This window comes from Metaplanococcus flavidus, from assembly GCF_042675885.1.
Classification (GTDB): domain Bacteria; phylum Bacillota; class Bacilli; order Bacillales_A; family Planococcaceae; genus Planococcus; species Planococcus flavidus.
On record NZ_JBHTKI010000051.1, the window covers coordinates 18,434 to 42,644 of the forward strand.

Genomic DNA, 24,211 nt, shown 5'->3' on the forward strand with positions numbered 1-24,211 from the left:
AACGTTTAATGCAATTCCGTATAATCATAATGGTTATCAAGGCTTGGCTCATGTTTATTGTATCGGCGCTTGAACAGCTTAAAGATATGGGAAACCAATACACGCAGTATTGCGTATGCAGGAATACCGAGAATTACACCGGGCACACCGAACAATGAACCGGCTGTCAAGAGCACGAAAATAATCGTAACCGGATGAATATACAAAGTTTTTCCCATGACCTGCGGAGAAATCACATTCCCTTCCACCACTTGGACAACTGTCCAGACAATCGCCAGTTTCACCAGCATGAATGGTGAAGTGACCAGCGCGATAATGACGGCCGGTGTAATCGCGATTGCAGGACCGATATAGGGCACGACGCTCGTGAACATGGCCAGTACACCGAGGAGCAGCGCATAATCCATTCCGATGATGAGGAAGCCGATATAGACCATTACACCAATCAGGAACGCTACGATCAATTGGCCTTGGATATAAGCACTCAGCTGTTTATCCGCCTCGCCGAACACTTCGCGCGTATCATGGCGCAAACGCGGCGGCAATAATTTCAAAATGTACTCAGGAAGCTTTTCCCCATCTTTCAACAAATAAAACAGGATAAACGGAACGATGACAATCGACAGCACAAAACTTGTGATGGTCGAAAGGAAACCTGTAATTCCGGTTATGATGCTGGCAACCGTATCCTGCAGGATGCCGGCCACATTTTCCGGCAATGTTTCCATCAATTGTTCGATATCAAAATTTGAACCGGTGTAATAGTTGCTTAAAAATGATGAACGGAGAAAAGCATCAACGTCCATTAATAATTGGTTGAAGTATTCCGGAAACTCTTCGATCAGCATTTGCAGCTGCTCTCGTAAAAAAGGGAGGATCAGAAAAGTAATCAGGGTAATCAATCCGATGACGCCCAGGAAGATAATGAGAATTCCCCATATCCTCTTGATGCGGAAACGCTCAAGAAGCCTTAAGACCGGCCGCAACAGATAATACAAAATCATCGCTAACGTCACAGGCAACACCACTGTCTGCATGAAGACGCTCAACGGATTGAAGATGAAAGATACTTCCCTGAAAATAAAAATTATCAAGCCGATCAGGACTAAAGCAAGTAACGTAAATAATGTATTTCTGCCTCCGAGAAACTGGATATAGTTCGTTTTGAAAAAGGATGGCTTTTCTTCAGGCTCCATGGCGCGACCTACTTTCCATTTGGGCTATTCATTTATATCTTAGCATATTTTCAGAATACTTCATTATCCTTTATTGTAACGGCTGATCTAAAAACTCACTCAAAGCCTGTCTGTTCTGTTCAAGATTAACCTCCAGCACTGCCCCGGCATGCGGATAACTTGCGTTGCTGTAGCTGCCTTCGACAGGAACGGTCAGTCTTTCAACCGCTGCGGTCCCCCCAGTCGCCATGTCAGTCGCCAGTTTCACCTGGTCGAGCAACGGCATATCTGTCTGGACGTAACCCTGTGCCGCTCCGGCCAATTTCGGCAGTTTCGGAATCGATGACACGCTGGCCATTTCTTCCTTCAAAGCGGCCAGAACCTGCTGCTGACGGCGAACACGTCCAAAATCCCCTTCACTGTCCGCGCGGAAACGCGCATAGCCAAGCAATTCCTTGCCGTTCAAATGCTGATTGCCCTCCGTCAATGAAACACCAATCAGTTCCGACATATCTTTTTCCACGTCAATTTCGACCCCGTTCGGTGCCGCAATATCCACCAAGGTTTCAAAACTGGTGAAATCAACCAATGCGTAATGCTGAATTTCCACGCCGAACATATTCCGCAATGTTTCTGCGAGTAGATCTACTCCTCCAAGATAAAAGGCAGTATTCAGTTTATAGGATTGGTATCCCGGAATGTCCGCATAAATATCGCGCATGAACGATACGATTTTCACATCGTTCGTTTCTTTATTGTGTGCTACCAGCATCATTGTGTCCGTTCGCGACTGGGCCTCCCCACGCGAATCGACTCCAAGCACCAGGATATTTTCATAACCACTGTTGTCTTCATCATTGTTGAATTCCACTTCAGGCAAATCCGATTCTTCAGCGAGATTTTTACCGCTTTGATATTGCATGAAAAAGTATGCACCGAATGCAAGCAGCATAATCAGCATAATAAACAGGATTCCCCGCTTCCGGAACCTTCTTTTTTTCCGGCGGTTTCCTCTAAGTTGACGTTCTTCTTCCATTAAATACACTTTCCTTTCTATATTCCATGCGAATTAGGACGTATGGAGCCTGGAGAAGTTTCTGGTGAATTTCTCGAATTAATACTATAAATCGATATTCCGCAAAACAGCTTGCTAAGACTTTGACCGAAGCTTGCGAGGTCAAGTCTTTGCGACGAAGCAGCGAAGCGATGCAGGAGCATGCTTATTTAACCCCTGTGCTTAAGGCGTCTGCGCTGTTTTACTCCATATCTCTAGAGAATTCTCTGTGAGTAAATGAATGGGCGGAATCCATGAGATCTTGAATCCACTAAACGTTGTTTCTATGAGCGGTTCTGCGATTCTATGAGCGGTTTCGTTGATTCTATGATCATTCAGCCAAAAATAGAGCGAATCGGCAGCTCCCACATTCATCTTCACTAACATCATAAACATTAAATCAGAAAACAATACTCTGTATTGAGCGATTTCATCAGTCAGTGAAAAATTTATACTTATAATCATCTTATCTCCTACAGTATAAACAATTTTATTGTCTGGAAACAGTTGCAGTGGTACTATTTCTTTTATGAACGATTGGAGGAGATTGGGTATGGCGGAGAAAGCGACATTTGCGGGCGGCTGTTTTTGGTGCATGGTAAAGCCGTTCGATCAATTTGCAGGAATAGAAAAAGTGGTTTCGGGTTATACCGGCGGCCATATTGAAAACCCAAGCTATGAACAGGTGAAAACAGGAACGACCGGCCACCTTGAAGTGGTTGAAATCACTTTTGATCCGGCACTTTTTCCATATGAGCAGCTCCTCGATATTTATTGGCAGCAGATTGATCCAACAGACAATGAAGGGCAATTCCAGGACCGCGGCGAGCAATACAGACCGGCGATATTTGTCCACAACGACCGCCAGCGTGAGGTTGCTGAAGCCTCAAAACAACAATTGGATGCCAGCGGCCGCTATAAAAAGCCAGTGAACACACCGATTCTTGATGCTGCTCCTTTTTATCCTGCAGAAGATTATCATCAGGATTACTACAAAAAGAATTCGCAGCATTACGAAGAAGACCGCGCACAATCCGGCAGAGACGAGTTTCTGGATGCGGTATGGGAAAAGGGTGAAGTGAAATAATAAGTTGAACGGACGCCCCACAATAGGGGCGTCCGTTTTTTTAAAGTTAAAATCTGAACGCTCAAAGTTACTCCCAACCTCTAGCCCATCAACTTCCCCATATAATATTCATCTATGTATTCCCCGTCCACTTGCAACGAATTCTTTTTAATTCCTTCTATAATAAAGCCCATCTTTTGATAAAGTGCGAGACCTGCCCGGTTTTTGACCATAACCGTCAGCTCAAGCCGGTGGATTTTATTTTCTGCCGCCCAATTGTCCAAACGTTCGAACAGCCTCGTCCCAACTCCCTGGCCGCGGCTCGTTTCCCTGATGCCGATTGCCAGGTAGACGCTGTGCCGTGTCCGTTGCGGCGCATTGCCGATAACAAATAGATAGCCCAACAGTTCATCGTCACTTTCCGCCAGCAGTATAGCGGAGCTTGAATCCTGTTCCACTTGCTCTATTCTCTTGGCTAATTGATCTGATGTCATTTTCCGCTCACCTGGATCAAACATCATAAAACCCGAACTTTCGGCATCTGCTATCAGTTCGGTCAATTTAGCTGCATCTTTTGAAACTGCACTTCGAATCAACATCGTTTCACCCCTTAATATAGAATCCGGTTTTCATTCACCAGCCGACTCTGGCTTTTTGTTCAGCAGGAACGCAAAAACCGTAAGTATGGCAATGAACCCCAAAAACAGGCTCAGCGAAATCATATGGTTTTGGAATCGGTCATAGAACAACCCTATTGTAAATGGCGTCAAAGCGGAAATGATGTATCCTCCTGATTGGATCATAGAAGACCAGCTGTTTACATCATCCGCTGTTTTATTTTCATCCAGCGGCATCAACAGTGCCAGCGGGAACAATCCTCCGAGCGTGATGCCGATGCAGATTGCCGCCGGCCAGATAAAAATCATGTCGGCGAACATCAAAAGCAGCACGCCGGCAGCACCAAATCCCAGGCTGACCATGATCCACAAATGCCGGCTCGGCCATCTTTCCAACAGCAGCGGTATCGACAGGTTGCAGGCGATCTGAACCGTGGACATAACGGTCAGCACTGCCCCTGCCACCAGAATCGACATCCCCTTCTCGATTGCAATCGGTGCCAGCCACGTGATGACAGAAAAGAATAATGCGGACTGGAAGCCGAAAAACAGCAGCATATACCAGGCACGTCTATTTTTCCATGGCGATACGGATGCCGCCCCCTCCAGCGGCAGCTCAGAAACCTCTGCAACCGGCTCTTTGACACGCAGCCATAAAAGGATCGCTGCAATTGCAAGAAGCCCCCAGCTCGCCAATGCGATCGGCCAACCGGCAACCGAATAGAAAACGCCGGTCAGGCCAGCAGCCAGTGTAGCACCCAGCCCCATGCCGAATGAGTAAACGCCGATCAGTGAAGCGGTCCGCGTCGGGAAATTCCGTTTGATCATCGCAGACAGCAACGGGCTGATGATGGCGATCGACAAACCGATGAAGAATGCGCTGATCAAAAGGACCGGATAAGTTGGCAGGATGCCGCGCAGCAACGTGAATAGACCGATCGCCGCAACGAGAATCGCAATGGAATTTTTCAACCCCAATTTTTTATTGAAAACGACTGCCAGAGGTGCGAACAACCCCATACAGAATACAGGTACGGAAGTCAGCAGGCTCACTTCACTGCTGGATAACGAAAGATCTGCCCTGATTGTGTCGAGCAATGGTCCGATAGATGAAATCGCCGGCCGCAGATTGACGGAAACAAACAGAATCGCCAATACCATGATGCCGAGTGCTGATTTTTTTTGCATGTCTGTCAAAACCGATACACTCCTTCTGAAACAGTAAATCAAACTTGTGTTCGCCGCAAAATTTTATTAAACTAAGAGCAACGAAAGGCGGTTATTCTTGTGAGACTTGTGAACTGGAGCTATGCAAAGCGTTATAACATAAAAGCAATTTTTGATGAATTCCCGCATGTCGTAGTATGGTTCCGCCAAATCGGCGGCTATTACTTCATCTTTACGATGAAAGGCCTGACCCCGGAACACATACCGACAAGACGCGATTATGTAAAAATGGAATACTTGCTGAACAAAGACCTCGGCATGCTGGAAGCTTATAAGGAAAGAAAATTTAAGGCTTAGTGATATACCTATATAAAACGAATTAATGAATTAGCATTTGTATATCGCTTCGGCGCTTCGGACCGAGCAAAGATTATGCTCCTGCGCAAGCTCGTCGCAAAGGAGGCGCCATCTTCGTTTGGCGCACCTTGCCTCCCACAATAAGCCGAGAAGAGCATTCGTATTGCTCCGGTCGGCATTCGCCTGCTCCTAAGCCGCGCCGGCGCTGAAAGAACACTCTAGAGATATGGAGTAAAACAGCGCAGACGCCCAGGGGACCAAGCGAAGTGCTGAGATCCACTCGGACGAAGTCCCGAGTTAGCTCAGCACGAGCCCCCAGGCAAGCGAAGCTGTTTTACGGAATATCGGTTTCTAAAAATTATTTGCTCTACTTATTTATAATTAAAATAGTTTACTATCCGCCCTCTACCAGTTTATCCAACACCACGCTCAGATGCTATCTGTTTTTGCCCGTTTCATGCTATACTATTAGTATTGTGAAATTTAGGAGGTACGTATTAATGATAGCAGTAAATGATGTAAGTTTGCGCTTCGGAGACCGTAAATTATTCGAAGACGTGAACATCCAATTCAACCCCGGGAATTGCTACGGACTGATCGGAGCCAATGGTGCCGGCAAATCGACATTCATCAAAATCCTTTCCGGTGATCTTGAAGCGCAATCCGGAAATGTGTATATGGGTTCAGGCGAACGCCTGGCCGTATTGAAACAGGACCACTTCGAATACGAGGAAAAGCAGGTTCTTGATACCGTAATGATGGGCTACAAGAAATTGTACGAAGTCATGACAGAGAAAAACGCCATTTATATGAAAGAAGATTTTTCAGATGAAGATGGCATGCGCGCAGCAGAACTCGAAGGTGAATTCGCTGAGCTGAACGGTTGGGAAGCTGAATCTGAAGCCGCCATCCTGTTGCAGGGACTTGGCATTTCGGATAGCCTTCATGATAAAAAGATGGCTGAACTTTCAGGGTCCGATAAAGTGAAAGTGCTCCTTGCACAAGCATTATTCGGCAAACCTGATGTTCTCCTTCTGGATGAGCCTACCAACCACCTGGACTTGAAAGCAATTCAGTGGCTGGAAGATTTCCTCATGAACTTTGAAAACACCGTCATCGTCGTATCGCATGACCGTCACTTCTTAAACAAAGTCTGCACGCACATCGCGGATCTCGATTTCGGTAAAATCCAGTTGTATGTAGGAAACTACGATTTCTGGTATGAATCAAGCCAATTGGCGACACGCTTAGCAGGTGACCAAAATGCGAAAAAAGAAGAGAAGATCAAAGAGTTGCAAGCCTTTATTGCCCGCTTCTCTGCGAATGCTTCCAAATCAAAGCAGGCCACTTCGCGGAAGAAAATGCTTGATAAGATTGAGCTGGATGACATCCGCCCTTCTTCCAGGAAATATCCGTTCGTTAATTTCACCGTCGCCCGCGAAATCGGCAACGATGTATTGACAGTCAAAGATTTGAGCCAGACAGTTGATGGCAATAAACTCTTGAACGGTGTCAGCTTCAATATGAACAAAGACGATAAGATCGTCCTGATGGGTGACCCTCTTGCCAAATCTGCCCTGCTGCGCATCCTGGCAGAAGAAGATGAACCGGCAGAAGGATATGCACGCTGGGGCGTAACGACTTCACGCGCTTACCTGCCTATCGATAACTCAGCTTATTTTGAAGGCAGCGAACTTTCGCTTGTTGACTGGCTCCGCCAGTATTCTCCGGAAGACGAAAGTGAAACGTTCCTTCGCGGTTTCCTCGGCAGAATGCTGTTCTCCGGTGAAGAAGTGAAAAAGAAACCATCTGTCTTGTCCGGTGGCGAAAAAGTTCGTTGCATGCTGTCGAAAATGATGCTGTCCCACGCCAACGTCCTGTTGCTCGATGAGCCGACCAACCACTTGGACCTGGAATCGATTCAAGCACTCAACAACGGCATGATCGCATTCAAGGGTGCGATGGTCTTCACTTCCCATGACCATCAGTTTATCCAGACAGTTGCGAACCGTGTGATTGAGATCCGTGAAGATGGATCAATCCTCGATAAGCAATTAAGCTATGATGAATTCCTTGAATGGAAAGAATCACAAGGCATCACAAACTGATCCAAAAAAAATCCCGCCACACTGGAAAAGTGTGGCGGGATTTTTGTATTTTATTTCAGGAAACGTTTGACCATTTTACCTGCCGGCAAACGTGATGCCCATTTGTTTCCGGTACCCGCCAGTTTGCTTATTACGTCCAGCAGATGTTCATCGCCCGCCCAGTGGGAGGTAATGATTTCTTTAGGGTATTTATTCAATAGCGTATTTACGATATATACCGCTACGACTACATCATCCGCAAAACCGGCTGGTCCCAGGATGACTTCCGGCAACAGGTCGACTGGTGCAAAGAAATAAAGAATACCCGCACCGATCATTGACTTGCTTTTGCTGTCAATGCGATTATCGAGCATCAACTTCATCAATAAATGGAAAAAATCGGGTGCAAACATAACATATTTCATTAATCTGCTGCCTTTTCCGGTCTTGCTTTCAACCCAATTTTGAATCCTGTACCTCAGCTTCTGATAGAAATCCCGCTGCTCACTTTCACTCGGCAGCGGTTTTTTCAATTGGTCGTTTACCATTCGCTTCTCCCCCTAGATTTATCATTTATAATTACTATAACCATATTCAAACAGTAAATAAACATATGTTTAACTGCTGTCAGAATTTCATCGTAACATTCGTCGCAATACGTTCTCTTGCCGGATTGCCCTGCACAATATTGAATTTGACTGCCTGGCCGGGCATCAGCACGCTGAGGTCCATATTGATGGAGACTGTTTCTACAAAAAATTCTTCACCGTCTTCACCGACAATATAGCCGTAGCCTTTGTCTCCATCAAACCATTTCACTTTACCCGAACCTGCTATAACTTCATCAGCCATTTAAAAACCTCCTATTGATATATCTTCAATAACGTATTAATACCCTGACTCCATAGTTTCTTAAACGTTACTGCTTAAAGGAAGGAGATCAAATGGAAGCTGTAAAAATTTATGACCTATATAAATTGAACTTAAGAAATAGTATATATAACGCTTCGGCGCTATGGACAAAGCTCCCACAATAAGCCGAGAAGCCCACTCGTCTTATTGCTCCGCTCAGTCCTGAGCCGCGCCTTTGCTGATAGAGGTCTCTAAAGATATGGAGCAAAACAGCGCAGACGCCCAGGGGACCTAGCGAAGTGCTGAGATCCACTCGGGCGAAGTGGAACGAGCTCGAGTTAGCTCAGCGCAAGCCCCCAGGCAAGCAAGCTGTTTTGCGGAATATCGATTATTAAAAATTATTAGTTCAACCTATATACAAAAAAGAGCCGCTCGCAATGAGCAGCTCATGGAAATTACACTTTCGTTACGTTTGTAGCCTGAGGTCCGCGGTTGCCTTCCTCGACTTCAAATTCCACTCTTTGACCTTCGTCAAGAGTTTTAAAGCCATCGCCTTGGATTGCTGAGAAATGTACGAATACGTCATCTCCACCTTCGACTTCGATGAAGCCAAATCCTTTTTCTGAGTTAAACCATTTTACTGTTCCTTCTTGCATGTTAAAAAACCTCCTGGTAATAAAAAAATTTTCAATATATGAATTTTCACGTAAAAAATTCACATATTCCAAAAAGTACCATAACGAACTGATCACTTTTTGGAATATGTGAATAGCTGTATCTGGTGAAGAATTATTAATTTTCTTAATGATAACGAAATTGAATGTAAATGTCAAACAAATCTAAATATTTATAATTATTTTTTTTGGATTAATAATTCCCAAGCCCAAATCAATTTCTCTATTTGCATTTTGCCAAATCCAATTGCATCTGTCCAGTAAAAAGCATCGCTCGCCTGCAGAATTCTCAAGTTTGTATTGCCCCACCCTTTGCCGTAAAATGAGGGTAAAGAACCCGCCGATGAAACTTTCCCGGCGGTCAATCGTAAATATATAAGGAAATGCATTAAAGGAGTGACTTTCGCATGAAGCGAGTCCAAAACTTCATTAGACGCCAATCGGTCAGCCTCCCGATCATGGGAGTGATGTTTCCCGTACTGTACCTCGGTGCGGAAATCGGCTTGCTTGCTTCCGGAGCAGTTGCTGCCGGCAGCTATCTGGCGAGCAATACAACGATCAAACAATTCCAGTTCTCTTCCACCTCTAAAGAACTGGGAATGACCCGAAGCGAATATAAACACGTGATCAAACAAGTGCAGGAAGCAAAAATGAAAACCAAGAAATTGCAGAGCCATTATTACAGCGTCCGCTCAATCTCTTCTTTCAGGCAATTGATGGAGATGACGAAGATTGCGAATAAGATCATAATGGTCGTCCAGCAGAACCCCAGAAAATTTTATCTGGCGGAACCTTTCTTTTATTCACATCTCGACACCGCCATGGAATTGACGCAGAAATACTCCCTGCTCGTCGGACAGCCTGTCAAAGACCGGGAACTTCGGATTGCCTTGCAGGACACGCGTGAAACCCTGCAATCGATGAATAATGTAATGGAAAACGATTTAAAGAAAGTGCTGTCTGCAGATGTGGAACAGCTCCGGATGGAACTCGACTATGCCCAGCTGGCGGTCGACAAAAATCAGAATCAAAAATTATTGGTTCAACCCTTGACCGATGACGAAGGAGACGTGGAAAATGAACGAAAATCAATCGACACGAAGTGAATTGGATGATTTGCTGGAATCGCCATTTGGCATCCAACTGGAGAAAGAACAATCCCCCGCCGAGCAGCAAAACGGCCGGCCGGTCCTGTTAATGGATAAACTATCAAACGAAGACAAGAAAAAAGCGCAGGAGCTGGCCAAGCAGATTCCTGCCGGCAATCACGAAGCCATCCTGACCTACGGGGCAAATGCCCAGAGCCAGCTCGGCAATTTCTCGCATAAAATGTTGGATCATGTGCAGCAAAAAGATATCGGGCCTGTCGGCGATGTTCTGCATGACCTGATGAAAAAGCTGCAGGAACTGAATCCGGAAGAACTTACGGATACGAAAAAATCCGGCATCCGCAAGCTCTTCGCCAAAGCCAAATACTCCGTCCAGGAGATCATGACCAAATACCAGAAACTCAGCACGCAGGTGGACCGCATCAGCATCCAGCTGGACCATTCCAAACGTGGCCTGCTGGAAGATGTGCAGATGCTTGAAGAATTATACGATCAGAACAAGATGTATTTCCAGGCATTGAATGTTTATATTGCAGCAGCTGAACTAAAACGCGATGAAATTCTGAATGATACCATCCCTGCCCTCCGCAAAAAAGCGGAAGCCTCGGATGACCAGATGGCGTACCAGGAAGTAAACGACATGGTTCAGTTTGTCGATCGCCTCGACAAGCGATTGTATGATCTGCAATTATCACGTCAAATCACTATCCAAAGTGCTCCACAGATCCGGATGATCCAACAGACCAACCAGACCCTGGCTGAGAAAATCCAGTCATCGATCATGACATCGATTCCGTTATGGAAAAACCAGATTGCGATTGCATTGACGCTCAATAAACAGATGAAAGCCGTTGAAGCACAAAAGCAAGTCACCTCTACGACAAATGATCTATTATTGAAGAACTCAGAAATGTTGAAAATGAATTCGATTGAAACCGCCAAGGAAAATGAACGCGGCATCGTCGAAATCGAAACATTGAAGAAAACGCAGGAAAACCTCTTAACGACAATCGAAGAAACACTGCAGATCCAGACTGAAGGCCGTAAAAATCGCCGCGCCGCTGAATTGGAAATTGGCAAGATGGAATCCGAACTCAAGCAGCGCCTGCTGGCAATTCATGAAGGCGAAAAATCTAAAGATGAATAAAAGGAAATCCCGTGAAGCGCCAAGCTTCACGGGATTTTTAACTTTTCGAGAAAGAATTAATGAATAATCGATATTGCGCAAAACAGCTTGCTTGCCAAAACCCGTGCTCCTGTCTCTGCATCGCTGCGCTAGCTTCGTCGCAAAGACTCGGCCGAGCTCCCTTCGGCCAACTCTTGGCTCGCGCTGAGCTAACTCGGTCTCGTTTCACTTCGCCCGAGTGGATCTTGCACTTCGTCGGCATTCGCCTGCTCCCCTGGGCGTCTGCGCTGTTTTGCTCCATATCTCAGATCACTTTCTATAAAGGAATAGACGTTTAAGTGTGTTGCACGTGAGAAAGTGGACACTTCCATTTTGCACACAACAGAATGAAGCGGCAGGCGTCGAAAGGCAAAGAGGTGCTCCTGCATTGCTTCGCTGCTTCGTCGCAAAGACTTGTCCTCGCAGGCTTCGGCCAACGTCTTTCCTGCGGGACCAGAGCGAGCCTGAGACCCCGCAGTGAAGTTTCAACCGAACAGCATTCGGTTGAAACTTTGCGACGAAGCGTGAAACGCTGCAGGAGCATCGGTTTTCGAAGCGAGCGAGGAGGCTTAGGCCGCTCCCCGAGGAAAGCGGCCGCCTAGAGCGAAATGTTTGGAGAGGTTGTCGGTTTCTCGACAGCCTGAAATTTTTCCTACCCCGATTGAATAACCAGATGCAATGTCCGTTTCAGCAATCGCAGCGTCTGGTCAACAAAATGTTCCAGCGAATCGGCGCTCACAGATTTATTGCCATACATCATGCGATAAAATGCAGCTTGCTCTTCAGTAATCGGCTCGCTGCTCAGAAACAGATGCAGCAGCTCGATGCCATCTTTTTTCGTTTCATTGACAGCGTTGGCCGTATCTGCAACACCGTTTTCGGCATAATTATAAGCAGACGGCTCTCCATCAGAAAATACCAGCAGAAAACGGTGTTTTTCTCTGCGCAGTTTGACACGGTCTGCCATCCATCGAATCGCAAAGCCGTCCCGATTGTCTTCATGCGCTTCAAAAGAGGCGATTTCCTGTGCATGATCACGACTGCCGTCCTCGAATTTATGCATCCACTCGAAATAATTCGGCTGTTCGCGGTCACTTGCTTCGTATGCATCTTCGTAAAACAGCACAATTTCATGCGGGATCCTGAGCCCGCGCAAAACATCATGGAACAGAAGCACAGCTTGTTTCGTTTCATCCAGTTTATCGACCATTGATGCGGATCCGTCAATCAGCAGGCAGAAAACGGCGTCCAGCTCTTTTGACGGCGCTGACTTTCGGTAGAACGGTTTTGGCCTTTCTTCCAAAGCAAGCGGCAGCAGATTTTTCGACAGCCTGCCAGCATTAAGGTTCGTGCGGTAATCCTGGTGACGCTGGGTGATACGCTTTTTCAATTCTTTCAATAAAGCACGGACATGCGGAGCCTGTTTTCTGCGCCAATCGGCTATTTGGCGGCTGTGGCCATCATTCGCCAACAGGCGCTTTTCGTAAAATACCACCTGCTCGTTCGCTCTGCCGAATTTACCGCCAGCTCTCTTCGGTCCGCTGTCCATATCCCGGTCTTCTGCATCGTTGTCTTCCAGATGCTCACCGCTTGAGTCTCCCCTGGCCGTCTGCTGCACTTCGTCGGCTCCAGCTTCCTCCCGGCCGCCGGTGGCCATCTGCGAATCGCCTTGCTCCAATTCAAACTCCATCGCCGGCGATTCCGTCATTTCACTTTCCCTGTGCCAGGTATGAAACCATTCTTCAATTGTTTCGATTTCCTCGGGTTCTTCCGCCTCGTCCGCTTCTATTCCTTCATGATAATGAAACGGCGGCACCTTTTCTGCCGTATCACCGAATGTGTAATACGTATGGACCATATCGCTTTTCAGCAAATATTCGAGCCGACCTGTCATCTGCCCCACGATGGCGGCGGAATCAGCAGTGGAGCGCGCATCAAACAGTCCTTTCCATATTTGCAGCAAAGGCTCCCATTCCGCACCTATTCCCTTGTCACTGTTACGGAGGCTCAAATATGCGGCATTCAGGAAAGCGTCTGCCACAAAACCTTTTTTCATGTTCTGATCCAATTGGTTTGCATGATAGTCGCTATAAACCTGTTGGCGAATGGCAAATGCCTCAGCAGTTCCCGGCCGGTCTTGTTGAATTCTTTCCGACAGCCGGAATTCTTCAGCGCACAGCAGCAATTGTTCCCGCAGTGAAGAAACTGTCGAGCTTTCAGCCGTAAACCGTTTCCATGCCGGCAAACTGAAATTTCGCCAAAATCCTGCACTCAGCAAATAAATATCTGACAGATAACCTTGCCGTTCCACCTGCTTGCTCCGGTGCCGCCAAAATACACTGACCGATATCGCCGACTCTTTGGGACGCAGCTCAATCAGTTTGCGCGTCGTCACCTTCAAATACGGCGCATCCGCCAGCGCCCCTGCGAGCATTTCCATCTGATAAAGCATTTTGGTGTCGATCGTCTCATTATTAAATTGGATAAAGCGATTGACAGAAGCCATACAGATCACCTACTTCTTCCAGGTATTCGCCAGGTCCATGAACAGGTCCCGTTCACTTTCATCTTCCAATTTCTGTGCAATGGCATAATTGATAGCCCGCATCGGATCCATATGCTCTGCCAACGCTGTGGCATCCAACAGGCTTCGGATTGAAGCAGCTTCTTCGGACAATAAACCGTTTTCAACCTGTTTCATCAGGTCTTCCGCCAGATTCAGCATAAACTCCTTGAGCTTCGGTTCTGCTGCAGGAAATTCACGGTCCCATAATTCGGCCAGCTGCTGACCAGTCAAATAAGGAATCGGATAGGCAATAAAACGGTTCTTGAGCGCTTCATTCATCGGGGCCGTTCCTATATAGCCTTCATTGATGGCGGCTATTACACCAAAATCAGGATGCGCCTGGATCACTTCACCGGTGAACGGATTGGTCATCATGCGCCGATGATCCAGTGCCGAGTGGAGAATCGGCAGAGTCTCAGCTTTCGCCATGTTAATTTCATCTATATATAGAAGATGCCCTTTTTTCATTGCAGTGACCACAGGGCCCTCGATAAATTCAATCTGGCTCTGCCCGTCACGCTGAACCAATGTCTTGAAGCCAAGCAGCGCCTCGGCATCCAAATCGACGGAGCTGTTGATGCTTTGCATCGGCTGGCCGAACACCGCTGAAATCGTTTCAGCCAAACGTGTTTTGCCCGCTCCTGTTGGCCCTTTCAAAAGAACCGGTTTGCGCAGCACCACGGCTGCCATGATATCTTCCCAGAGATGGGCATCCGGTGATATATAACCGCCCGTTCCGACCAGCGACTCGTACCCTTCATGCCGACTTTTTTTACGCGCTGAAATTTCTTTATCAATAAAATCCATAAAAAGCCCTCTTTCCATAGAAAAAACCGATGAACATGCATCGGCTTTTCGTGTTCTTTGATTTATTCGAAATAAGTTTTATAAAATCCACCGATTTTGCCTGTGTTATCAATGACAAATATGAATTCTTCCGTTTCGTTTTTTACTTCATAGGTTTTACCCGCAGTCAGGACATTCGACACCAAAAATTTTGCAGCGTCAGTATGTGTGCACGTAACCGTGCGGATCGTTTCTTTCGTAAGCCATTCGTTGTGAATCACAGTCCTCATCCTTTTTTATATGTCTATGTATTTCAGTATAAGGAAAACCTGTCTCTTTTTCAAATCCATGCAGCGACTGACGCTTATTTACGGGCATGGCGTTCCTTGTATAAATAGCGGCCGAACAATAATACGATGATTGCCCCCGACAGCAGGATGAGAAAGCTTTGTAAATTATTCAAAATGGACTGATAAGCATAAGGGAATGTGCGCCCCAGATTGAAATAAATCATCATCCATACAAAGCCCGCAGTATATGCATACAGCATATACCTGACAAACGGATATTTATTGGCCCCGACAACATAAGGCATAGCCCAGCGTATGCCAGGCAGAAAGAAACTGAGTGAGATAGCCATTGCTCCGTGCTTCTGTAAAAAGTTGGAAAAATTTGCAATCGGCTTTTTCAGTTTCGTCCGGCTCAGGCGATCCAGCAGTTTCTGGCCAAAAAAGCGTCCGATAAAATAAGCGAATGTATTGCTTGTAATGAGCCCCAGATAAGCCGACAGGAATGCTTTCACCGGTGTGAAATAACTGATTTCCGTTAAAACACCGGAGAATGCGGCAGCCACCTCATTCGGTATCGGCATCCCGAAAAGCAGCAGCCAGTTGAAAATAAACATGCTGACATAACCGTACTCTTTAACAATTTCCATAAAAAAAGATAAATCCATCCCATTCGACCGCCTTCTGGCTCTTCTTCCCTAATCATGACAAAAAATTGGGAGTCCTGCAATTCAGAGTTCCCATGAAGCTGAAATTATCAGATTCGAATCAATTTCGTATCATATAAGGATGTATATTAAGTTGAAATAAAAAACTAATTTGAATTCATCGCTTCTGCGCTACGGACAAAGCAAAGATTATGCTCCTGCGCACTGCTCGTCGCAGAAGGGCCAAAGCAAAGATTATGCTCCTGCGCACTGCTCGTCGCAGAAGGGCCAAAGCAAAGATTATGCTCCTGAGCCGTGCCGGCGCTAAATGAAATCTCCAGAGATATGGAGCAAAACAGCGAAGACGCCCAGGGGTCCAAGCGAAGTGCTGAGATCCACTCGGGCGAAGTGAAACGAGACCGAGTTAGCTCAGCGCGAGCCCCCAGGCAAGCGAAGCTGTTTTGCGGAATATCGGTTAAAAAGAAAAAACGCCCACCAGCAATAAGCTGGCGGGCAGTCTCCATTTATTTTATTACCCTTGAAGCAATAGATCTTCCGGGTTTTCGATCAGTTCTTTGACCATTTTCAGGAAGCCGACAGAATCGCTTCCGTCGATTACGCGGTGGTCATAAGAAAGTGCAACGTACATCATCGGACGGATTTCGACATTGTCTCCGACAGCGATTGGACGTTTTTGGATTGTGTGCATGCCAAGAATCCCTACTTGCGTTCCGTTCAGGATTGGCGTTGACATCAACGAGCCGAATACACCACCATTAGTGATAGTAAACGAGCCGCCTGTCATGTCAGCGATTGAAAGTTTCTTGTCACGTGCTTTGACAGCAAGCTCACCGATAGAAGCTTCAATTTCTGCGAAGTTCTTCTTGTCTGTGTCGCGAACGATTGGAACAACAAGTCCTTCTTCAGTAGAAACAGCGATCCCGACATCATAGAATTGTTTCAACAAGACATCCGAGCCATCAAGTTCAGCATTCACGTAAGGGTATTTTTTCAATGCAGCAGTTACAGCTTTAGTGAAGAATGACATAAAGCCAAGTTTCACGTCATTGTTTTTAAGGAAATCATCTTTTTTACGGCTGCGCAGCGCCATAACATTGGTCATATCGATTTCGTTGAACGTAGTCAGCATTGCTGTCGATTGCTTAACTTCAAGCAAACGTTTCGCGATTGTCTGACGGCGTCTTGACATTTTCTCACGTACGATGCGGCCGCTTTCTTCATCAGATGAAGGCTGGGATGCAGCAGCTTTTGGAGCTTCTGCTTTTGCTGGTGCGCTCTGAGCCGGTTTGGATGAATGAGCTTCCACATCCTGAACACGAACTCGGCCCATTGGGTCAACTGGTGAAATGGCAGCAAGGTCGATGCCTTTTTCGCGAGCCAATTTGCGTGCAGCCGGGCTTGCGATTGTGCGGTCACTTGAAGATTGCTCTTCAGCAGCCGGTGCTTCCTCGTTCGCTTCCTGTGTTGCAGGCGCTTCTGATTTGGCTGGCTCTTCCGCAGCTGGTGCTTCTTCTTTCGGCTCGGCTGTTGCCCCAGTTCCTTCTCCAGAACCTTCTCCAACGATTGCGATAACCTGGCCGACTTCCACTGTGTCGCCTTCAGCAGCCATAAGCTCCTTCACAACTCCAGCTTCTTCGGAAATGACTTCAACGTTCACTTTATCTGTTTCAAGCTCAACGATGAATTCACCTTTCTCCACTGTATCGCCCGGCTGTTTAAGCCATTGTGCAATCGTTCCTTCTGTAATCGATTCTGCTAATTCCGGTACTTTGATTTCTGCCACAAAAAATTCCTCCTTAGATTATGCTCAAGATTTAGCTAATGCTTCATCAATGATGCGTGCCTGCTCCACTTTATGCGATTCACCGTCGCCTTCCGCCGGACTTGAACGGACGATACGGCCGTAGTAATTTATTTCAATGCCATTTGCGATGTCACGCAGCTGCGGTTCTGCAAATGACCATGATCCCATATTTTTCGGTTCTTCCTGTACCCAGCCCAATTCTTTAAGTTTTGGATACCGTTTGATGATGTTCTGGATTTTTTCAGCAGGGAACGGATAAAGCTGTTCAACGCGGACAATATGCGTATCCGGATAATCCTTCCCATCTTTCACGCGGTCAGCAAGATCGATTGCCATTTTGCCGCTGGCGAATAGGAGGCGTTCCACTTTTTTAGTGTTTTCGCCCATGCCTGGCTGTTCGATGATCGTCTGGAAGTTTCCTTCTGTCAAATCTTCAACATCTGCTCCGACCAAAGGATGGCGCAATAAAGACTTAGGCGACACAAGGATCAACGGCCGGATCGACTCTTCCCCCAGCATTTTCGCCTGTCTGCGAAGAATGTGGAAATAGTTGGCAGCACTTGAAAGATTTGCCACGGTCCAGTTGTTTTCTCCAGCATTTTGAAGGAATCGTTCCAGGCGTGCACTCGAGTGTTCGGGCCCCTGGCCTTCATATGCATGTGGAAGCAACATAACCAGTCCGGATTTCTGGCCCCATTTTGCGCGGGCAGCTGAGATGAACTGATCGAACATCATTTGCGCCATGTTGGCGAAATCGCCATATTGCGCTTCCCAGATGACAAGAGCTTTATCGTTTTCAACATTGTAGCCATATTCGAAACCTACTACTGAAGCTTCACTTAATGGGCTGTTGTAGACAACAAATGACGCTTTTGAATCCGAAATATGGTGCAATGGCACAAGCTGATTGCCGTTTTTCTCATCATGAAGAACCAGATGGCGATGGGCGAAAGTTCCGCGCTGCGCATCCTGTCCAGATAGGCGAATAGGATTTCCCTCACGAAGAATCGAACCGAATGCCAATGTTTCTGCGTGTGCCCAGTCTATTTTGCCTTTGCCATTGAAAGGATCTTCACGGCGTTTCAAAATGCGGGCAAGTTTTCCGAATGCAGAGAAATCACTTGGCCATGACAATAATTCTTCATTCATTTTCGTCAACGCGTCTTTGTCTACGCCTGTTGGAACTTCCGGGAACCCTTCCATTACTGCTTCAGGAATGTTGATTTCGTGTACATCATCAGATTTGTTTTCTTTAATCCGATCATATGCCTGCTGCATTTCTGCCAGGACGTCACTGTCGAGCTTTTTCACGTCATCTTCAGACAGGACTTTTTCGTCAGCAAGTTTTCCACCGTAAATTTCTCGGACAGTGCCATGTTCATGAATACCATGATACATGGTCGGATTTGTCACCAACGGCTCGTCCATTTCATTGTGCCCATAACGGCGATAGCCAATCAGGTCGATCAGAATATCCTTGCCGAATTTCTGGCGGTATTCAAATGCGATTCTGGCAACCGCAATGACTTCTTCCGGCTCATCGGCGTTCACATGAATCACTGGAACTTCATAACCCTTAGCCGGGTCTGAGGAATAATGAGTGGATCTTGAATCAGATTGCTCTGTCGTAAAGCCGATCAGGTTGTTGGCGATGATGTGGATCGAACCACCAGTTTGGTAACCAGGGACGCGGCTGAAATTCAACGTTTCAGTAACCACACCCTGGCCCGGGAATGCGGCATCGCCGTGCACCATGATGCCATAGGCCTTATTCACATCGATCGGCGCTAGGCCGCTCTGCTGTGTATTTTCCTGAGCAGCGCGGGTCTGGCCGGCAACCACCGGGCTGACGATTTCCAGATGCGAAGGATTGTATGCCAATTTTATATTCGTGCCGTTCGGAGAAGTAAAAGCGGCACCCATATGATATTTAACATCACCGAACCAGCCTTTTGTGATTTGCAGCGATCCGTCTTCCGGCAGGAAGGCTTCATCACCGATATGTGCGAATCCGGCAAACATCATTTCATATGGCTTGTTCAAAATATGTGTGAGCACATTTAAACGACCGCGATGCGCCATCCCGATCATGATATTTTCTGTGCCGGCAGTTTCTGATAGACGGACAAGCTCATCCATTAACACAACCAGTGTATCGACACCTTCAATTGAGAAACGCTTTTGGCCGACAAATGTGCGGTGGACGAATTTTTCAAATCCTTCAACGCGGGTTAACAGGTCAAGAACCTGCTTTTTCTTATCAGGATCAAGGGCAGGTTTCGCTTCGCCTGCCTCGATTTTCGATTGCAGCCAGCTGCGTTCCTGCGGCTGAACAATATGAGAAAATTCAAAAGCTACTTTGTCCGTATAAAGTGATTTCAAATGATTGATGGCATCGAGCCCATCCTTTACATCCGCTGGAGCATTTTCCAGTACCAATGAAACAGGAACTTCTTTCAAATCCTGTTCAGTCAGGCCGAATGCAGAAAGTTCGAACCGTTCTGTATCTCGCGGCTGGTCTTTCAACGGATAAATATCCGATGCCAGATGGCCATGCGCGCGAATTGCTTCCGCCAATTGAATGGCGCCAAGCACTTTGCCGAATTTATCGGATTTCACTTCAGCTGTGGCGGCAGGCTGCTTTTCATCGCCTGCTTCAGCCGGAGGTCCGTATTGCTTGAATAGCTCAGCAAATTCCGGATCAATCGATTCCGGTGATTCCTGATAAATGTCATACATTTCCATAACGTACCCAAGGTTTGGACCTGTAATGGAACTCCATGGGGATTTCGAATCTGAATAATTGCTAGACATAAAAAAACCTCCAACTATTCTGCCTTAAAGGCAGTCCTATAAATACATATGTCTTCCATATTTTATCACGCAAACCGCTATACACAAAGCAGAAGGCGTTTAGCCCATTGAAGAACAATTTTCCATATCAATCTTACTACTTCCATTGGAAAAAACAATGGTTTTGGTTGAAATTATTCCTCCACCAAAATATTAAGCGCTTTCATCGGTGGAAACTTTCTTTTTTGGTAATTACTGGTTCCTTAAAACCTCTTCGCTATAGAAATGAATTTGATTTCTCCCTAATTTCTTGGATTCATAAAGAGCAGAATCCGCCTTTTTCAAGAGTTCTTCAAAATTCTTTCCGTTTTCCGGAAAAAGAGAAATGCCGATTGAAGCGGTCGGGGCGAAATGATGTCCATTAATCCTCCAGCCTTCAGCCAGTTTTTGATGTATTTTTCTGATAAGACTCTTTATTTGCATTCCCGCTTTTTCATGGTTTAAGCCTGGAACTGAGATAACGAATTCATCACCGCCGATTCTTGCAGCCATATCAGCTGGACCTATTGATTCAGCTAGTGCCTGTCCAAAGCTGGAAATGAATTCATCTCCGATGTTATGGCCAAAATTATCATTGATTGATTTAAAGTCATCTCCATCTATGTAGAGAAGTGCAATACAACTGTGCTGTTTGACAGCCTGTTCCTTCAGGGAAGCAAACTCCTGCAGCATCAGCTGGCGGTTCGGCAAGCGGGTAAGACTATCATGGTATGCCATAAAGTGCAGTTTCTCTTCCAGCTTCTTCCGATCCGTGATATCAAACATAATCGCCAGTATCTGATAAATCCTTCCTCCTTCGACTTTCAGAGGAATAATTGTCGCATCAACCCAGAAAAACTCACCGTTTTTCTTCAGGCTTTTTATTTCACCGCGCCAAATGGTTCCGTTAAGAATAATGTCGCGGATACTATCGTAATAAGCATCCGGTATTACCGCTCTGCCTATTGTTGAAATGTTCGTACCCTGCAGTTCGCTTTTTTCATAACCGGTGGTGCCTTTGAAATTGTCGTTAACAAACATAACTGTTCCTGACGGCTCCCAGATGGCAACCAAAGCTGCATAATTCAATGCATCTTTGTAGCTCTCCAGAATATTTTCTGTTTTCTGCAGTTCTTCCTTCAACTGGATTTCATCCGTCAGTTTCCTGTAAACAATTTGAAAAGCACGGATGACACCGCCTTCTTCCACTGGCGAAAAGCTGACGGAAAATTTCCTGTCTTTCTCCGCCATCATTCTGGGACTGGTAATAAACGATGAAATCCTATTTCCTTTTTCCACAGTGCCTATTTCATGAAAGACTCTGCTTAAAAACTCCTGACTATTTAAAGGGAGCTTCATAAACGAGTTTCCGCTCCATTGCTGTTTTGAAATTCCGAAGATTGTTTCGTACGCCGGGTTCATATCAATGATCGTGAAATCAGAAGTAATCATGATCATTGGGTCAACTGAATTTTGAACGAGAGATTGATAGAACAGATAATCTTCTTCAATCGTTTTCTGCATACTGACATTTTTGGAAATCACCAGAAAGTATAAGCAGCCTTCATGAAACAGTTTTGTAATTTCAGTTTCATTGGCTACATTGTTCTTGCTGAACAGATTATAGTCCCTGTAACGGTGGACAGTATTTTGCGATTCTGCAATCCGGTATTGCTTCTTTATTTCCACAGCAACCGGAACCGGCATTTTCTCATCGACAGTGCTGCCCGTCAGTTCCTGCTTGAAAGTGACGTGGCAGATAGCATTAACATATTCATAGACATAAGTGTCTCCAGCCTGGCGCATAAAAAATACCAGGTCTTCGGAATTTCCGTACAACAGATCCAATTGTTCCTTCGTAAAAGGGCCGCGCATAAAATCACTCTTTTCTTTAGGCAAATTGATCGACTATCCCTGAAATTCCATTGATGAACTTCTCATATTGCTGTTGCTCTTCAAATTTTCGAGAAGAAAGGAAATCGCTTTCCTGCGACTCTTTTTCCCATTGGTATTCATGTGATGAAATCCGTGTGGCATTGCCTGTCAGCAATAACTGATAAGCACCAGCAGTTTCCGTCACAGTGCATTTGACCATTCCGCCCGGATTGTAAACTGTGACTTCACCGAATGGTACGATTCCTGCAATGCAGCTGATAAGTGCTGAAGCGGTCATTGCTGTACCACAGGCATTTGTGAAGCCTACTCCCCGTTCGAAAGTCCGGACAAAAATCCCCTGCTCCAGTTTGGTGACATAACTGACATTTACGCCGTCTGCAAAATATGCATTTTGTCCATTGAACTTTTCAGCCCAAAAATGTTGATGAGTACTGTCTTTCTGGATTTCTTCCGGAACGATTCCGATCAAATGGGGATTCGGCACCGCCACTGCTGAAAACAGGATCTCTTCTGAAATCTCCGAAATCGGCTGAAGAATCATTTCCTCAAGTTCCGCGTACTCCATCGGCAGATCTTCCAGTCGGAATGAAATCGGAGAAATTTCGACCGAATACATTTCAATGCCATCCGTTAATGTTTCTTCCTTTTTGACTTTCAGATCGGCTTTCATGGTTTCGATTACAGCTTCCCGTATGCCTTCCTTTTCGCAGACATAGCGGGCAACGCAGCGCAAGCCGTTGCCACACATCGACGCTTCTGAACCATCCCGGTTGAAAACCCGTATTTTGGCGTGGGCCGTTTGTGAAGGGAGTATGACAAGCAGCCCATCAACACTGGTATCGCGGTCGCAAAGCTGCATCGCCAGTTCGGCATAGTCATTTCTTTCCAGGCCTTCCACCATATAAAAAGTATTCATCGAGCCATGAACTTTTTCTAAAGTTACTTTCATCTCAATCACTCCATTATCAGCGTTTCTTCGTATGCGCCACGACCAGCTTCGCCATTTCATAGGCAGTTTTAGGAGGTTCGGCAGCGTTCATATTTTCAATCAGAGCTTCCTCATCAGCTTTTAATTGGTCCATCGCTTTCAAAAATTGCTCCGGGCTTGCCTCTTCTTCTTCAAGCACAACTGCAAACCCGTTTTTCCGGAATAGTTCTGCATTCAATATTTGGTCTCCCCTGCTCTTCTGTCTAGAAAGCGGAATCAGCAACATCGGTTTTTTCAATGCCAAAAACTCGAAAATTGAATTGGAGCCGGCCCTTGAAACGACAAAATCAGTCATATGCAAGAGGTGGGACAATTCATGTGTTACATACTCGAATTGGCAGTACTGCTCCATTCCTTCCAGTGATTCATCAATATTGCCTTTACCGCAAAGGTGAATCACATTGTAGGTCTTGAGAAGATGTTGCAGGTTTGAACGGATAGCCGTGTTGATCACGTCCGACCCCTGACTGCCTCCCATTACCATAAGAACCGGTAAATCGTTGTCAAAATGGCAAATTTCCCGGCCTTTTGCTGCTGAACCGTCGAGCAGTTCACTGCGGATGACGGAGCCGGTGCAAGTGGATTTCACTTTTGGCACATGCTGCATCGTTTCCTTAAAAACAGTGAATATATGATCTGCAAAAGGCATTGCGATTTTATTTGCCAGCCCCGGCGTTACATCCGATTCATGGATGATGACGGGTATACCCATAAGTTTTCCGGCCATCGCAACCGGCACTGATACGAATCCACCTTTGGAAAAAATAGCAGCCGGCTTCGTTTTGCGGATGATATTCATCGCCTGTGCCAAACCTGCCACCACCCGAAAAGGATCGGTGAAATTCTTCATTGAAAAATAACGTCTCAATTTGCCGCTGGAGATTGCATGATATTTAATATCCGGATAGGAATCGACGATCAACTCGTTTTCGATGCCGTTTTTGGAACCGATGTATTCAATATTGTAATCCATACCAATAATTTCAGGAATCAAGGCCTGATTGAGGGAAACGTGTCCTGCAGTTCCCCCGCCGGTCAATATAATCGTGCGTTTACTCATT

Annotated in this window: 21 protein-coding genes; 5 read left to right on the forward strand and 16 right to left on the reverse strand. The window is 46.0% G+C overall.

Features of this window, described 5'->3' with window-relative positions; translation table 11 throughout:
* Nucleotides 1-5: 5 nt before the first annotated feature.
* Nucleotides 6-1,196: an AI-2E family transporter gene (locus tag ACFQ1X_RS16335; RefSeq protein ID WP_144841242.1), complete on the reverse strand. Its 1,191-nt coding sequence runs from the start codon at nt 1,194-1,196 to the stop codon at nt 6-8.
* A 70-nt stretch (nt 1,197-1,266) separates the two neighbouring features.
* Nucleotides 1,267-2,211, reverse strand: coding sequence for an LCP family protein (locus ACFQ1X_RS16340; protein WP_144841243.1), 945 nt, complete (start codon nt 2,209-2,211; stop codon nt 1,267-1,269).
* Nucleotides 2,212-2,782: 571 nt separating this feature from the next.
* On the opposite strand from ACFQ1X_RS16340, the gene msrA reads away from it, so the two are divergent.
* The gene (gene msrA, locus ACFQ1X_RS16345; RefSeq protein WP_144841244.1) at nt 2,783-3,316 is read left to right on the forward strand and encodes a peptide-methionine (S)-S-oxide reductase MsrA; all 534 of its coding nucleotides are present in this window, start codon (nt 2,783-2,785) and stop codon (nt 3,314-3,316) included.
* 80 nt (nt 3,317-3,396) lie between these two features.
* On the opposite strand, the gene ACFQ1X_RS16350 is transcribed toward msrA, so the two are convergent.
* Both ACFQ1X_RS16350 and ACFQ1X_RS16355 read right to left on the reverse strand, forming a co-directional pair.
* Nucleotides 3,397-3,894 carry a GNAT family N-acetyltransferase gene (locus ACFQ1X_RS16350; protein WP_144841245.1) on the reverse strand — a complete coding sequence of 166 codons (498 nt, stop codon included), beginning with the start codon at nt 3,892-3,894 and terminating at the stop codon, nt 3,397-3,399.
* 30 nt (nt 3,895-3,924) lie between these two features.
* A complete protein-coding gene (locus tag ACFQ1X_RS16355) occupies nt 3,925-5,100 on the reverse strand; it encodes an MFS transporter (protein ID WP_379083430.1) in 1,176 nt (391 codons plus the stop codon).
* Between the two features lie 99 nt (nt 5,101-5,199).
* Here ACFQ1X_RS16355 and ACFQ1X_RS16360 point away from each other — a divergent pair, with 99 nt between their 5' ends.
* Both ACFQ1X_RS16360 and ACFQ1X_RS16365 read left to right on the forward strand, forming a co-directional pair.
* On the forward strand, nt 5,200-5,436 hold the full coding sequence (locus ACFQ1X_RS16360; RefSeq protein ID WP_144841247.1) for a hypothetical protein: 237 nt from the start codon (nt 5,200-5,202) through the stop codon (nt 5,434-5,436).
* A 500-nt stretch (nt 5,437-5,936) separates the two neighbouring features.
* Nucleotides 5,937-7,544 carry an ABC-F family ATP-binding cassette domain-containing protein gene (locus ACFQ1X_RS16365; RefSeq protein ID WP_144841248.1) on the forward strand — a complete coding sequence of 536 codons (1,608 nt, stop codon included), beginning with the start codon at nt 5,937-5,939 and terminating at the stop codon, nt 7,542-7,544.
* Nucleotides 7,545-7,594: 50 nt separating this feature from the next.
* Here the strand turns inward: ACFQ1X_RS16365 and ACFQ1X_RS16370 are convergent, their stop codons facing one another.
* From ACFQ1X_RS16370 to ACFQ1X_RS16380, 3 genes are all read right to left on the reverse strand, one after another.
* Nucleotides 7,595-8,071, reverse strand: coding sequence for a YkvA family protein (locus ACFQ1X_RS16370; RefSeq protein ID WP_144841249.1), 477 nt, complete (start codon nt 8,069-8,071; stop codon nt 7,595-7,597).
* A gap of 79 nt (nt 8,072-8,150) precedes the next feature.
* Nucleotides 8,151-8,375 (reverse strand): cold shock domain-containing protein, encoded by a 225-nt coding sequence (locus tag ACFQ1X_RS16375; protein WP_144841250.1) that lies wholly within the window; start codon nt 8,373-8,375, stop codon nt 8,151-8,153.
* A 455-nt stretch (nt 8,376-8,830) separates the two neighbouring features.
* Nucleotides 8,831-9,031 carry a cold-shock protein gene (locus ACFQ1X_RS16380; RefSeq protein WP_144841251.1) on the reverse strand — a complete coding sequence of 67 codons (201 nt, stop codon included), beginning with the start codon at nt 9,029-9,031 and terminating at the stop codon, nt 8,831-8,833.
* A 425-nt stretch (nt 9,032-9,456) separates the two neighbouring features.
* Between ACFQ1X_RS16380 and ACFQ1X_RS16385 the strand changes: the two genes are divergently transcribed.
* Together ACFQ1X_RS16385 and ACFQ1X_RS16390 are read left to right on the forward strand one after the other, a co-directional pair.
* Entirely contained in the window at nt 9,457-10,155 is a 699-nt protein-coding gene (locus tag ACFQ1X_RS16385; protein ID WP_144841252.1) for a 5-bromo-4-chloroindolyl phosphate hydrolysis family protein, read from the forward strand.
* The gene (locus ACFQ1X_RS16390; RefSeq protein ID WP_144841253.1) at nt 10,127-11,305 is read left to right on the forward strand and encodes a toxic anion resistance protein; all 1,179 of its coding nucleotides are present in this window, start codon (nt 10,127-10,129) and stop codon (nt 11,303-11,305) included. Before ACFQ1X_RS16385 ends, ACFQ1X_RS16390 begins: the two co-directional genes overlap by 29 nt.
* Before the next feature lie 670 nt (nt 11,306-11,975).
* On the opposite strand, the gene ACFQ1X_RS16395 is transcribed toward ACFQ1X_RS16390, so the two are convergent.
* The 9 genes from ACFQ1X_RS16395 to ACFQ1X_RS16435 form a co-directional block, all read right to left on the reverse strand.
* Nucleotides 11,976-13,829, reverse strand: a complete 1,854-nt coding sequence (locus ACFQ1X_RS16395; RefSeq protein ID WP_144841254.1) for a vWA domain-containing protein — start codon at nt 13,827-13,829, stop codon at nt 11,976-11,978.
* A gap of 9 nt (nt 13,830-13,838) precedes the next feature.
* On the reverse strand, nt 13,839-14,696 hold the full coding sequence (locus tag ACFQ1X_RS16400) for an ATP-binding protein (protein WP_144841255.1): 858 nt from the start codon (nt 14,694-14,696) through the stop codon (nt 13,839-13,841).
* Between the two features lie 62 nt (nt 14,697-14,758).
* Complete coding sequence (locus ACFQ1X_RS16405) at nt 14,759-14,956, reverse strand: DUF6501 family protein (protein ID WP_144841256.1); 198 nt, start codon at nt 14,954-14,956, stop codon at nt 14,759-14,761.
* A gap of 83 nt (nt 14,957-15,039) precedes the next feature.
* Entirely contained in the window at nt 15,040-15,630 is a 591-nt protein-coding gene (locus ACFQ1X_RS16410; protein WP_144841257.1) for a DedA family protein, read from the reverse strand.
* A gap of 511 nt (nt 15,631-16,141) precedes the next feature.
* Nucleotides 16,142-17,413, reverse strand: a complete 1,272-nt coding sequence (gene odhB / locus ACFQ1X_RS16415) for a 2-oxoglutarate dehydrogenase complex dihydrolipoyllysine-residue succinyltransferase (RefSeq protein WP_144841258.1) — start codon at nt 17,411-17,413, stop codon at nt 16,142-16,144.
* 24 nt (nt 17,414-17,437) lie between these two features.
* Nucleotides 17,438-20,248: a 2-oxoglutarate dehydrogenase E1 component gene (locus tag ACFQ1X_RS16420; protein ID WP_144841259.1), complete on the reverse strand. Its 2,811-nt coding sequence runs from the start codon at nt 20,246-20,248 to the stop codon at nt 17,438-17,440.
* Nucleotides 20,249-20,479: 231 nt separating this feature from the next.
* Nucleotides 20,480-22,165: a diguanylate cyclase domain-containing protein gene (locus ACFQ1X_RS16425; RefSeq protein ID WP_379083417.1), complete on the reverse strand. Its 1,686-nt coding sequence runs from the start codon at nt 22,163-22,165 to the stop codon at nt 20,480-20,482.
* Nucleotides 22,158-23,111 (reverse strand): diaminopimelate epimerase, encoded by a 954-nt coding sequence (gene dapF / locus ACFQ1X_RS16430; protein ID WP_144841260.1) that lies wholly within the window; start codon nt 23,109-23,111, stop codon nt 22,158-22,160. The genes ACFQ1X_RS16425 and dapF overlap by 8 nt, the downstream gene beginning before the upstream one ends.
* Before the next feature lie 16 nt (nt 23,112-23,127).
* Nucleotides 23,128-24,210 carry an undecaprenyldiphospho-muramoylpentapeptide beta-N-acetylglucosaminyltransferase gene (locus ACFQ1X_RS16435; protein WP_144841261.1) on the reverse strand — a complete coding sequence of 361 codons (1,083 nt, stop codon included), beginning with the start codon at nt 24,208-24,210 and terminating at the stop codon, nt 23,128-23,130.
* Between the last annotated feature and the right edge of the window lies 1 nt (nt 24,211).